The sequence below is a fragment of the Candidatus Pelagibacter sp. HIMB1509 genome (assembly GCF_052047855.1).
Taxonomy (GTDB): Bacteria; Pseudomonadota; Alphaproteobacteria; order Pelagibacterales; family Pelagibacteraceae; genus Pelagibacter.
Map to the genome: position 1 here is coordinate 1127194 of NZ_JBNAIU010000001.1, position 12954 is coordinate 1140147.

Consider the following 12954-nt stretch of genomic DNA (forward strand, 5'->3'; position numbering starts at 1 on the left):
CTTGCCCTGGTTGACGGATTCAGAATCTGTGGAATAGTAATTTTTAAAAAGGAGAAAAATGAAAAAAAAAATATGTTTAATCTTAATTGTTTGCTTTTCTTTTTTTATAAACAATATGGTTACTGCTGAAGAAAAATGCAAACAAAAAAATAAAGAAAATAAAATTATCACTTTTGTTAAACAAGAAATTTGTAAAACAAAAAAATTTCAAAAAGAACAATGGCAAAGTGCATATAACAAATCAAAAGAAACTATTGACGTTGCCAAAAACACGGTAACTAAAACTAAACTAAAAGGTTTCTTTTATTTATTTCCACTAGGAGAGGAAGACAAAAAAGATGTTCAGTAAAATATCTATATTAATACTGCTAAGCTTACTATTAAATCAATGTAGTACTTATACGGTTAAGAATGATATGTCCAAGAAGGGAGAATTAACCAAAACTCCTAAATGGTATATAAAATTTGATCGTGAAGATAAGTCTTGGATGTATGAGACAGCTTCAAGTGTCTCACCCGATCTTGAGCTTGCTATTAAAAAATCTACTCTTTTAGCAAAAGCAAAGTTGGCTGATCGAATAAACGGTAAGATGAATAGTAAATCACTCATTATTAAAAATGAGGAAGGATTAAATGAAAATCTATCTATTGACGCTAATGCTCAGGATGAAATTAAAAATGTAATTAAAGATACCTTAGTTCGTTATTACATCGTTGATAAAGTTGATGTATTTTTTACTCACTATAAATCCTACAGAGCCTATGTAAGGTTAAAAGTTTCAAAAGATCACGTTGAAGCTGTTTTACAAGAAATAAAAGCTGACAAGAAACTGGTTCAAAAACCAAAAGCTAATAACCTAAAAACAAAGATTAATGAGGTTTTAAATAATGATTAAAAATCTCTTAATCATTGTTTTATTTGTTCTGTTGTATTTTTCAAATAGTTCAAAAAGTCTATCAAAAGAACAAAATCAATACTGCAATATTGAAACAACATTAATCAAAACTGTTAATGAAAATGGCGAGTTAATAAAAGAAGAAACTGAAGAAAAAGTTGTTTGCAATGATGGTGTTAAAAATATTTTAAAAGAAGCTGGTATTGCGGATAGTTGTAATTTTTTTACTTATCAAATTCCTTTAGGTGGAAAATTAGTCGAGAAAAGATCTTTAGCTTGTCACAAATTAGATGGAGGTTACGAAATTGTTCCGGGTTATTCTGGCGTTAATTAGTTTTATTTTCGTTGCTCAATGTGGTGTACCCACAAAAAAAATTAGTCATCATAAAATCCTTTTAAAGAAAGACTTCATGCTGCCCCCTCAATACAAAAGCACTGAAGCTCAATATCAATTCATGCGTTGGGGTTATAATGAGATGCAATATCTAGATTTTAGATTTTGGAACTTAACTGGATTTAATAGAAAAGAAAAAAAACAACATAAAGATGCTGTTTACTATGCACTTAACAATGCAGAGGATTTTGAAATTGTTAGTTGGTACAGCACAACAAGAGAGGCATCGGGTAAAATAAGAATAATCTTCACTCACCCTATTAGTTCAGGCTACTGTCGAGACTATCAGGTTCAATTACAGATAAAAAAAAGAATAAGAAGTAAAACGCTTACAGCTTGCAAACGTGTTGGGGCTTTAGATTGGGGCTTTCATTACTACGAACTACCTGAGGATAAAAAATTTTTTAATTAATGAATAGATTTAAAAAAATTTTAGCTACATCTATTTTTTCACTGTCTTTATCTGCATGCGGAGGTGGTGGCGGAGGTGGATCCGCTGTAAATGTTATTTCAAATTTTATTGAACAAGATCTAACAAATTTAAATGGAAGTGAATTAATAATTTCTGATTACACGAATTTAATTAGTAATTTTCAAAATATTATTTCTAACGGTGAGTACTCATCTTTATCAGCAGTGATTACAGGTCCAAACTCTGAAGATATTAAGAAAGCAAATGATCTTTTAAGTATATTAAATCAAACTGAGCAACTTTGGTTACAAACTGAAGATTTAATCAATCAACAAAATGATAATGAAAAATATAATATATATAACTCTAAATCATATAAAGAAGCCTATGCTGCTTATCTTTATTTAATCAATGATGTAGAACCAATTATAGAAAAAGTTTCAAAAGGTAGAAGTGTTACCCTTGCGGATTATAATAAAGTTGCTCAAAAAGAAAAAGCTGATGAAATAATTAAAACTGAAAAGTTTTTAAATGCTGAACAAGTTGTTTCAAAGAAAGTAATTAAAGAAACATTAATTATTGAGGAAAATAGACAAGAAACTAGAGAATATTCGAGTGATCCTGAAATTTCTTACACAAGTTGGTCTCCAATATTTAAAGGAGGTGGTGAAGAAAATAGAACAAAAAGTACTAAAATTAAAAATTTTAAGGAAACAACTAATTTTAAATGCTCCTTCAAAAGAATAAATTATTTAAATGGAAGCACAGTTGATGAAGAGCCAGTATGTAAAAAAATCAATTCAAATATATCTGAATTAAAACCAATTATTACTGAAGAGATAGAAAAAAAAGAAGGCGATAATCCAATAGTAAAAACTGTCAGTTTGGAACCTTTAACTAATAAAACAATTGAAGAAAGTGAAACATATACAGAGACTACATTTAAAGACTCTCTTGAGCTAATAGAAGAAATCACTGAAGGATCAGGAATAACTAAAACAATTTCAAGAGACACTACCTTTAGAAAAAATTTAAAAGATAATAAAGCTATTGTAACAATTAAGCGATTTGTAGATACCATCACTACAATTCCAGTTACAAAAAAAATATTCAAAACAAGACATTACACTGATTTAATAAAAAAAAGAGAGAGACAAGTATTAGTAGAAATAAAAAGAGAGAAAAATTTTTACAAAGATGGTTCTGATGAAATAATTGAAAAAGATAAAGAAACTACTTATGGGGATTGGATAGAAAAAATTTTAAAAACTGAAAATAGATCAGAAAATATTCTAATAGACACACAAACATCAGAAAAAATTTCTACTGTTACTGATCAAGGTGCTATTATTTCTGAACAGCTCGTATCTAATGAATATACTAATAATGACATCAATTTAGGTCAAAAAACGGTTGGTTTAAGTTCCAATATTGATGATCATAAAACTTATGAATATAAATCTAATCGAGGTTTAGATATCATTAATGCTGCCTCTGCTTATTCAAAAGGTTGGACCGGTAAAGGAACTGTACTTGGCGTAATAGACACCTATCAAGATATCAATCATAAAGAATTTGGAGATAAATACCTATATTTCAAAAATTATGATCTCTATAGAGATACCTTAAAAATTACACAAGGGCATGGATCTCATGTAGCTGGTATAATGGCAGCTAATAAAGATGGTGATGCGTTTGATGATGAGGGTAAACTCATTACAGGTGTATACAACGGTAATCAACTTTTAAGAAATAATAATGTTCACGGTGTTGCATATGATGCAAAATTGGTTGGAGCAAATGTCGATAGATTCAGTAATGGATTTATAAGCAAAGGCCAAGCTCAGAACGCGTTAAAAGATTTTGCAAAATTAAAATCTCCAAAATCTGAAGGTGGTGAGGAGCTTAATATTGTTGCAGTCAATATGAGTTTTAACTCTCCTCAACTATTCTTAGATAGAGAGGGAAAAACAACAACAAAATTAAGTGATGGAACATTTAAAGCTGAAGAGCTTGTTTCTAAAATGAGATTTGATGGTCAATACATCAATGATACTGGAAGTTCTAAATATTATAAAACTGCAACTGATAACGACATTATTTTAGTAAATTCAGCTGGTAATTATGGATTTGAGCATGCTGGAGATCCAGGAATTTGGGCAACTGAAGTAGATGACAATGGCAAACTTATTTTAGGTGGAAAAATGGTAATTGTTGGAGATTGGAATGGTGTTGGAGTTTCTGGAAACAAAGCTGGTCATGTCTGTTTAGATATTAATACTTCAGATAACACTTGTAATGATAAACATAGGATATCAGATTTTTATATATTGGCCCCTGGTACAAACATCTACAGTAGTATCACCAACAACGAATATGTTTCATTAAGTGGAACATCAATGTCGGCTCCGCATGTAACAGGAGCTTTTGGAGTTTTAAATCAAATGTGGCCATATATGAAAGGTGACAATCTAGTTAAACTAGTAATGAATACCGCAAACAAAGATTTACAAAATTATAATGTAAATATTCATGGGCAAGGCTTACTAGATTTAGATGAGGCAACAAATCCTCAAGGAGCCTTAGGTATACCAACAACAGGTAGAGTGGATCATCCAACTATAAATCTACAAAACACTTACTTTTCAACAGGAACTGCATTGCCTTCAAATCTAGATAATTTAAAAATTATGGTTTTGGATGACTATGATAGAAATTACTATTTAGAAATTGGTAGTTCTTTTACCATTCAAGATAAAAGGAAATATTCTGATATTGAAATGATTTCAGAAAAAAATAATTATTTTTTACCTTTAAATCAAATGTATGGATCATTTTCTCAAGGAGGACAATATTCTTTAGATAAAAATTATAATTTAGGTTTTTATACAAATGAAAATGGAAATGGAGACTACTCTTTAAATGTTGGAAAAGATTTTTTTCCAAGAGATAATATCAAAATAAAAACTTCTATTTCTCATTTAAGTGAACAAAATACCTGGCTTGGAAATAGTTCTAATGGAGCTTTAGGTGTTGGTAAAAATAATATTAGTAATTCAGGAAATGTAGGTTTTGATTATCTATTGGGAAATAACATTGTAAGTTTTGATTACTCATTGGGTAAAACAAAAATAAATACAAAATCTAATAGTTTAATTAAATCTTTTTCTGATCTTAATACAAACTCATACCGGTTAGCTTATAAAATTAATAAAGATAAAAATAATTCCTATGGTTGGTCATTTTCTGTGCCTAATTATATACAATCAGGAGAAATGAATTTAGAATTAGCTGAAAGTGTTAATCTTGATGGTTCTATAAATTATAAAAATTTAACAAGTGACTTATCATCAAATACTCTAGAAAAGAATTTTGGATTTTTTTATAATAAAAAAGGTGAGGAATTATTTGATCCAAGTTTTAATTTCACAGCTGAATATAGGCAAGATATATCAGGACAAAGGGATAATGATGGATTAAATGTTAACTTATCTTTTACTAAAAAAGTAAACTTTGCTTGTAAACTTTTGTGGTTTAAAAATCCTAAATGTTTTGATGAGAATGGAAAACTTAAAAATATTAATGTTAAAAAAAATCCAGTTGAAAAATACGGACTTGTTTACAATTTAAAAACAGACAAATTTGAACCAATAAATTCTGATAAAAAGTGAAAAAATTAATTATTTTTGCTTTTTTATTCTTAGTCGGTTGTTCATCAAATAACCTTGGTTATCCTGACAAAGAAGTAGTTAAAGTTCAATCAAGTGTTAGTCCAACAATTGGTAAATTTGCAGGTGAAACTTCAGCTGGATTATTATTTTTAGCTTTCGATATATATGGATACGTGAATTTTAATCTTAATAAAAAAGAAATTAATCTACATACAGATGCAACCTATTTGGCCTTAAATTATGGAAAAAATGGTGAGTTTTTTTCATGGCATAGCAACGAAAGAATGTCTTCAGGCAAAACAAAGGTGATAGCAAGTTATTATAGAGATGAGAATTATTGTAGAATAATCCAATCTCTTATTAATTTAAATGGCGCATCCAAACATAAAACTTATAATTTATGTTTAGTTAACAAGCGGTGGATAATAAATTAAATATATTTTTTAGCATTTTAATGAAAAATAACTTTATTTAACTATTTGCAATTTCTTTGCTAAATGCTCAGCTGAAATATGAGTATATCTTTTCAATACTTTTAGATCTCTCCATCCACCTTGAGCTGATATTTCAGTAATACTCCAACCGTTCATAGATGCTCTTGTTGCAAAAGTATGCCTTGTTGAATGAAATCTTTTATTAATTCCTGTCCATTTCTTTAACTGTTGCCAATAAAAATCAACTGTATCCCCTCTCTCACAATTAATAAGTTTCCCATTAATATTGATTGGAAGTTTATTGATTTCGTCCATAGCTCTTTTAGATAAACCTACTTTTCTAGATAAACCATTTTTAGTTTCTCTTAAAATCACAGTATTTTTATTAAAGTCTATATCTTCTCTTCTTATCTTAAGTATTTCACCTCGTCTTATTCCACAATCTAAACCAAGCATAATAACTAACTTTAACCATTTGGCTTTTGAATGTTCTGCCTTTTCTAAAAGAACTTTCTCTTCATCAGGCTTAATCACTTCACCTTTAAACTCTGGTTCTCTTAGTCGCTTAATAAACTCACACGGATTTTTAGGTAAATAAATTGCAAGAGTTTGCTGCCCATACTTAATCGCCATCGAAATTAATGTCATGTATTTATTTACAGATGATGGTCCATGATCCAGTGACCACGCATCACGGAACTCTCTTAGCTTTAAAACACTTAGCTTAGATAACTTGGTATTTACTATTTCATGTCTACAAAGTTTATCAATTTTATAACTTTCTTCTTTAAAACCCTTCTTCTTAATAGTTTCATTCTTTTTGTAGCTTTGAAGCAATTCCTTTAAGGTGATCTGATCTGCTTGATTTAAATCTTCTATTAATCCTTTTTGGATCTTAACCTCACAATCCCTTGCCCACTTAATTGCATCCTCTTTTAGAATAAATGTTTTTGAGATTTGTCTTTCCTTGTTAAGTCTTACTCTTGCACTCCATTTACCATTTCTTTTTCTATAACTTGCCATATATCCTTTCTTGTGTGACCAAGAGTGGACCAATGACACTAATATCGATTAAAAGGTAATGGGGATCGGGGCAAGAACCACTGACCTCGGGCTTATGAGTCCCGCGCTCTAACCAACTGAGCTACCCCGCCATAAAAAAGTTTACTTTTATTATAAATCAGTAATTTTTCAATAAACTTTTAATCTAAATCAAAACTAATTATTTTTAAAATTAGTTTGTTTCAATGGTTTGAAGATAATTTCTGCTGGATATTTAACTTTTTCAATTTCTATTGAAATATTGCCATTTAAAAGTTCATTATCTGAATAGTCGTTGTTTATAAAACCAAATGCTAGATTTTTTTTGAAGTTAAAAGAATAATTACCTGATGTGGTTCTTCCAACGATTTCATTATCTTTATAAATTGGTTCATCATGAAGTAAAAGAGGTTTTCCAGGTTCATTATTTTTAAGAACAAACATAGCAAACTTCCTATCAACTTTTTTATCTTTAATTTTTTCCAATGCTTCTTTACCTATAAAATTAAAGTTTTTCTTGTAACTAATTGTAAAGTTTAGACCCGCCTGATATTGATTTTCTTCAGGTGAAATATCATGACCCCAATGTAAAAAACCACTTTCCATTCTCATTGTATCTAATGCATGCATTCCACAATTAGATAAATTATATTTCTTTCCTTTTTCTATTAATTTCTTATAAATATTTTTAGAATCTGAATTTTTAACATAAAGCTCATAACCTAACTCACCAACATAAGACAATCTTTGGGTCCATATTTTGATTCTCTCAATTTCTATATATTTTGAATTTGCAAATTTAAAATTTTCATTACTAAAATCATCTGAACTTAAATCTTGCATTAATATCCTACTCTTTGGACCAAATATTCCAAACACACAATAATCGTCAGTAACATCAGTTAACTCTACACCTTCTGATAGATGTTTTTTAATGTGAAATTTATCTCTTTCTCTTGTTGATGCAGAACTAATAATTCTAAAATAATTTTGATCAATACAAACTACTGTGAGATCTGTTTCTATTCCTCCATCCTTATTAAGCATATGAGTGTAAGTACACTTTCCAGGTTCCTGTTTTATATTTGATGTGCAAATTCTCTGAAGATTTTCATAAGCTTTATCAGATTTAATTTCGAATTTAGAAAACGGAGATAAATCATATAGACCAACATTTGTTAATGTATTGTTAGTTTCGTATTCAACTGAAGGATACCAGTTTTGGTAATTATAACTATATTCATACTCTGCTTTTTCTCCATCAAGAGCAAACCACATTGGTCTTTCATATCCAGCTGAAACTCCAAAGCATGCGCCAAAACTTTTCAATTCATCATGGTATGGTAGTTTTTTTACATTTCTAGATGTTTTGTATTGTTTATAAGGCCAATGCATTCCATACAAATCTCCAAGAGATTCTGTGATACGATCTTTAATAAAACCTAATTCTGAATGAAACTTTTGAAATCTCTTTATATCGTAATTAAAAATATCTTCATTGATATGACCAGTCATTAACCATTCAGCAGTTACTTTTCCAACTCCGCCTCCACTACCAATACCAATGCTATTTAAACCACAGCTAACAAATAAATTTTTAACTTCAGGAACTTCGCCTAATAAAGAATTTGTATCAGGTGTAAAAGATTCTGGTCCTGAAAAGAACTTTCTTATTCCAGCTTGCTCTAAAACTGGAAATCGTTTCATAGATTTTTCTAAATACGGTTCAAAATGATCAAAATTTTCTGGAAATTCACCAAACGAAAAATCTTCTGGAACTTTATTAGTATCTTTAAATGCAGGGATTGATTTACCTTCAAATATTCCAATTAAAAGTTTTCCAGCATCTTCTTTAATATATGTACTGCTGTCAAAATCTCTTATTACAGGTAATGTTGGTGAAAGATTTTCAATAGGCTCAGTAATTACATAAAAATGTTCCGCTGGATATAAAGGAATACTAACTCCTATTTTTTCTCCAATTTGTCTAGACCACATACCTGTTGCAAGAACCACATATTCACATTCAATATCTTGCCCATTAACTCTAACACCACTAACTCTACCATTTTTAGTTAATATTGTTTCAACGGGTGATTGCTCAAATATTTTTGCGCCACCTAATCTTGCACCTTTTGCCAACATGTGTGTAACTCCACTTGGATCAGCTGCACCATCTCCTGGCATTAACACTCCACCTTTTAAATCCTCTGTGTACATGATTGGATAATTTTTCTTTATTTGATCTTTATCTAAAATCTTAATATCAACATCATACAATTGAGCGGTAGTTGCTTGTCTTTGAAGTTCTTGCCATCTAGCATCAGTTTGGGCAATAGATAATGCTCCATTAATTCTTAAACCAGCTGAGTGATCAACTTCTTTTTCTAATTTTTTATAAAGATCTAAAGTATATTTTCTAATTTTTGTAACTGCAGCTGTAGGTCCTAACTGACTAACTAATCCTGCTGCATGCCAGGTTGTACCTGATGTTAATTGATCTCTTTCTAAAAGAACAACATCTTTCCAACCAAATTTTGTTAAATGATAAGCAACAGAACAACCAATAACACCACCTCCAACTACTACTACTTTTGTGCTTTTAGGTAATTCTTTATTTATAATCATATATTCTTACTGCAGAAAATAGAACCATAGTAATTAATTTAAATACTCTTAAATATTTTATGAACAATGAAAATGGATTAAACAAAAATCTCACAAACCAACCTAAATAATATTTATCTATAAAATCATTAATTGGAGCTTGGTCTTTAGTAAAAAAAGAAATTGCAGCACCAGTACAAACGATTTTACATTTATGATTTAATTTTTTTTTTAAATAAAAACCTAAAACTTCTTGAGTACCTCCACCAATATTGATTACAATGATTGATGGTTTGAATTTTTTAATTTGTTTTAGTAAGTGTTTATCTTCAATATGTCTACTTTTGTATATTGGGCAAACATAGTTTTTTATATTATTTTTTTTTATACCCAATCTCATTAAGTATTTGAAATTATTTAAAGAAAAATTTTTATTAGGATCAACTAAAAAAATTTTTGGTTTTTGTTGTTTTATTTTTTTAAACAAAAATTTTAAAAATTTATACCCAGAAAATTTATTAATATTTAAATTTTTAAAAATTTTAAAAAGAATAACTAAAAAACCACTATCGAAAAATACTAAATCAGCCTTTTTAAGAGAATTATAATATTTCTTATTTTTATATATATTTACTAATGCAGTTGCTGCAGGAAAAACAAACAAACCATTTCTATTTAAAATTTTATTTATATTATTTTCAGAAAAATCTATAAAACTAATTCCTTTAAAAAAAATTCTTCTCATTTAAATTTTATTATACAGAATATTAAAGTATTACATGCTTTAAAATTTTTAAATGTTTAAAAAATTAATTATTTAAAGCTGTAATTGGATCTACAAAAGTATAACCAAAAACATCAGCTACAGCTTTGTAGGTAATTTCACCTTTACAGATATTTAAACCTGCTAAGAAATTTTTATCTTCACTCAATGCTTTTTGATAACCATTGTTAGCAAGTTTAACTAGATAAGGTAAAGTTGCATTGTTTAACGCTAATGTTGAAGTTCTTGGAACTCCACCTGGCATATTTGCTACACAATAATGAACAACATCATCAACAATATAAGTTGGTTCGCCGTGAGTAGTTGGTTTACTTGTTTCAACACATCCACCTTGGTCAATTGCAACATCAACTATAACAGAACCTCTTTTCATTCTTTTAATCATATCTTTAGTAACTAATTTTGGAGCTTCAGCACCTGGAATTAAAACACCACCAACCAATAAGTCTGCTTGTGAGACTAATTTTGGAAGATCAATTTTATCACTTTGCTCTGGAATAATTTTATCACCAAACATCTCTACTAATTGTTTTAATCTAGTTTCAGATTTATCAACAATATGCACTTTAGCTTGCATACCTGTTGCTATTACTGCAGCGTTTTCACCTACAACACCACCACCTAAAATAACTACAGTTCCACCAGTTACTCCTGGAGCGCCACCTAACAAAAGTCCTCTTCCATTTTGATTTTTCTCTAAACAGTGTGCTCCTGCTTGTATTGACATTCTGCCAGCAACTGCACTCATTGGAGCTAATAATGGTAATCTACCATTATCATCTGTTACTGTTTCGTAAGCTATATTAACACTCTTTGATTTAATTAACCCTTCAGTTAATTCTTTCGCTGCTGCTAAGTGTAGATATGTGTAAATAATTTGATTTTCTCTAATCATATCAACCTCAACTTTTTGAGGTTCTTTAACTTTGACAATTATATCTGCATCATTAAAAATATCCGCTGCAGTGCTTGCTATTTTTGCACCTGCATTTGTATATTGATCATTTTCAAATCCAGCCTCAAAACCACCATTGTTTTCAACAATAACTTCGTGACCTTCTGAAACTAAAGTTTTAACACTATCTGGTGTTAACCCTATTCTGTTTTCCTGGGGTTTTATCTCCTTAGGTACACCTATCTTCATAAGCACTCTCCATGTCTTTTAAAAAACTAATTAGTTCTTTTGGTTTTTTTGATAGTTTGTAATACCTGTTCTAAGTTTATCAATAATCTCATCTATATGTTTTTCTTCACATATAAATTGAGGAGCGATAATTAAACAGTCACCAGTTGCTTTAAAGTTTACTCCTGCTTCGTAACAAGCTTTAAAACATTCATAACCTGCTTTACCTGGTTTAGTATTCATTTTCATGTCAATACCACCCATCATTCCATAACCTCTTATGTTCTCAACGGACTCTAAGTCTTGAAGAGAAAATAATCCCTTTTGGAAATAAGGTGCTAAATTTTTTGCTCTGTTAAAGATATCTTCTTTTTCAAAAATATCTTGAACAGCTAAACCTGCAGCTACTGCAACTGGAATTCCTGAATAAGTGTATCCATGAAATAATTCAACAGATCCCATTGGAGAAGCATCCATTACTGCATCATAAATTTCATCTTTACATGCAACTACACCCATTGGAACAACACCATTTGTTGTTGCTTTAGCCATAGTCATCAAATCTGGAGTAACACCAAATTCATGACTTGCAAAAGAAGAACCTGTTCTTCCCCAACCTGTAATCACTTCATCAAATATTAAAAGAATTCCATGCTTGTCACAAATCTCTCTTAATCTTTGTAAGTATCCTTTTGGTGGAACTAAAGTTCCAGTAGATCCAGCAATTGGTTCTACGATACATGCTGCAATATTTTCTGGTCCAAAGTTACTTGCAATTCTCTCTAGATCATCTGCAAGATCTCCTCCAGTTTCTGGTTGACCACTAACAAATTTATGTTCTGGTAAATGTGTGTGTCTCATGTGTTGAACACCTGGCATTAAGATACTTGCAAATGTTTTAACATTATTGATCATTCCACCAACTGAAACACATCCGATATTCATTCCGTGGTAACCTCTTTCACGCCCTACAAATCTAAATCTATGAGCATTTCCTTTTGCTCTGTGATAAGCAATTGCAATCTTAATTGCAGTTTCAACAGCTGTTGAACCGCAAATAGTAAAAAACATTTTATTTAAATCACCTGGAGTATGTTTTGAAATTTTTGTAGCTAATTCAAATGAACCACCAAAACCTTGTTGGAAAGGCTGCGCGTAATCTAAAGTCTCTAGTTGTTTAGTAACTGCCTCTGTAATTTCTCTTCTTCCATGTCCTAATGGATTACAAAATAATCCTGAGCTCGCATCAATTTGTGTTTTTCCATGGTGAGTTTTTAAATAAACTCCTTTTGCTTCAGTAATTAATCTTGGGTTTGCTTTGAAATCTTTATTCGATGTAAACGGCATCCAATGTTCATTTAATGAATTTGGAACTGAAGTTCTTGTTTCTGAGCTCATAAATTTTTTTTCTCTCTTTATTAACTGTTATAAATATTTCCAACTATTAGACTAAATGAATTACTTTGCTAGAGAAATTTTGACCACCCAAAATGATACGTCATATGTATACAACTTTTAATTGAACCTATCTTTTTGTTTTACAACCGCTCAAAATTGAATTTAAATAAGCATAATTTAATTAAATTAACATA

At 29.8% G+C, this 12954-nt stretch carries 11 protein-coding genes; 6 read left to right on the forward strand and 5 right to left on the reverse strand.

Annotation, left to right across the window (positions count from 1 at the left end; translation table 11 throughout):
- Positions 1-58: 58 nt before the first annotated feature.
- Genes ACTTBO_RS06135 through ACTTBO_RS06160 form a run of 6 tightly spaced genes read left to right on the forward strand, consistent with a single transcriptional unit; the run spans position 59 to position 5807 of the window.
- Positions 59-349, forward strand: a complete 291-nt coding sequence (locus ACTTBO_RS06135) for a hypothetical protein (RefSeq protein WP_440656839.1) — start codon at positions 59-61, stop codon at positions 347-349.
- A complete protein-coding gene (locus ACTTBO_RS06140) occupies positions 339-896 on the forward strand; it encodes a hypothetical protein (protein WP_440656840.1) in 558 nt (185 codons plus the stop codon). Before ACTTBO_RS06135 ends, ACTTBO_RS06140 begins: the two co-directional genes overlap by 11 nt.
- The gene (locus ACTTBO_RS06145; protein WP_440656841.1) at positions 889-1230 is read left to right on the forward strand and encodes a hypothetical protein; all 342 of its coding nucleotides are present in this window, start codon (positions 889-891) and stop codon (positions 1228-1230) included. The genes ACTTBO_RS06140 and ACTTBO_RS06145 overlap by 8 nt, the downstream gene beginning before the upstream one ends.
- Positions 1187-1702: a hypothetical protein gene (locus ACTTBO_RS06150; protein WP_440656842.1), complete on the forward strand. Its 516-nt coding sequence runs from the start codon at positions 1187-1189 to the stop codon at positions 1700-1702. Before ACTTBO_RS06145 ends, ACTTBO_RS06150 begins: the two co-directional genes overlap by 44 nt.
- The gene (locus ACTTBO_RS06155; RefSeq protein ID WP_440656843.1) at positions 1702-5373 is read left to right on the forward strand and encodes a S8 family peptidase; all 3672 of its coding nucleotides are present in this window, start codon (positions 1702-1704) and stop codon (positions 5371-5373) included. Before ACTTBO_RS06150 ends, ACTTBO_RS06155 begins: the two co-directional genes overlap by 1 nt.
- A complete protein-coding gene (locus ACTTBO_RS06160) occupies positions 5370-5807 on the forward strand; it encodes a hypothetical protein (RefSeq protein WP_440656844.1) in 438 nt (145 codons plus the stop codon). The genes ACTTBO_RS06155 and ACTTBO_RS06160 overlap by 4 nt, the downstream gene beginning before the upstream one ends.
- 33 nt (positions 5808-5840) lie before the next feature.
- Here ACTTBO_RS06160 and ACTTBO_RS06165 read toward each other — a convergent pair whose 3' ends face one another.
- From ACTTBO_RS06165 to ACTTBO_RS06185, 5 genes are all read right to left on the reverse strand, one after another.
- Positions 5841-6830 carry a tyrosine-type recombinase/integrase gene (locus ACTTBO_RS06165; protein WP_440656845.1) on the reverse strand — a complete coding sequence of 330 codons (990 nt, stop codon included), beginning with the start codon at positions 6828-6830 and terminating at the stop codon, positions 5841-5843.
- A gap of 195 nt (positions 6831-7025) precedes the next feature.
- Positions 7026-9470, reverse strand: coding sequence for a GcvT family protein (locus ACTTBO_RS06170; RefSeq protein ID WP_440657129.1), 2445 nt, complete (start codon positions 9468-9470; stop codon positions 7026-7028).
- Positions 9463-10200: a WecB/TagA/CpsF family glycosyltransferase gene (locus ACTTBO_RS06175; protein ID WP_440656846.1), complete on the reverse strand. Its 738-nt coding sequence runs from the start codon at positions 10198-10200 to the stop codon at positions 9463-9465. The genes ACTTBO_RS06170 and ACTTBO_RS06175 overlap by 8 nt, the downstream gene beginning before the upstream one ends.
- 64 nt (positions 10201-10264) lie before the next feature.
- Entirely contained in the window at positions 10265-11383 is a 1119-nt protein-coding gene (gene ald / locus ACTTBO_RS06180) for an alanine dehydrogenase (RefSeq protein ID WP_440656847.1), read from the reverse strand.
- A 30-nt stretch (positions 11384-11413) separates the two neighbouring features.
- Entirely contained in the window at positions 11414-12760 is a 1347-nt protein-coding gene (locus ACTTBO_RS06185) for an aspartate aminotransferase family protein (RefSeq protein WP_075505902.1), read from the reverse strand.
- Positions 12761-12954: the final 194 nt, after the last annotated feature.

Excerpts from the sequence above, each read along its gene's own strand:
- ACTTBO_RS06165 (WP_440656845.1), bottom strand. The coding sequence starts at position 6,830 with ATGGCAAGTTATAGAAAAAGAAATGGTAAATGGAGTGCAAGAGTAAGA.
- ald (WP_440656847.1), bottom strand. The coding sequence starts at position 11,383 with ATGAAGATAGGTGTACCTAAGGAGATAAAACCCCAGGAAAACAGAATA.
- ACTTBO_RS06135 (WP_440656839.1), top strand. The coding sequence starts at position 59 with ATGAAAAAAAAAATATGTTTAATCTTAATTGTTTGCTTTTCTTTTTTT.
- ACTTBO_RS06150 (WP_440656842.1), top strand. The coding sequence starts at position 1,187 with ATGGAGGTTACGAAATTGTTCCGGGTTATTCTGGCGTTAATTAGTTTT.
- ACTTBO_RS06175 (WP_440656846.1), bottom strand. The coding sequence starts at position 10,200 with ATGAGAAGAATTTTTTTTAAAGGAATTAGTTTTATAGATTTTTCTGAA.
- ACTTBO_RS06155 (WP_440656843.1), top strand. The coding sequence starts at position 1,702 with ATGAATAGATTTAAAAAAATTTTAGCTACATCTATTTTTTCACTGTCT.
- ACTTBO_RS06145 (WP_440656841.1), top strand. The coding sequence starts at position 889 with ATGATTAAAAATCTCTTAATCATTGTTTTATTTGTTCTGTTGTATTTT.
- ACTTBO_RS06140 (WP_440656840.1), top strand. The coding sequence starts at position 339 with ATGTTCAGTAAAATATCTATATTAATACTGCTAAGCTTACTATTAAAT.
- ACTTBO_RS06185 (WP_075505902.1), bottom strand. The coding sequence starts at position 12,760 with ATGAGCTCAGAAACAAGAACTTCAGTTCCAAATTCATTAAATGAACAT.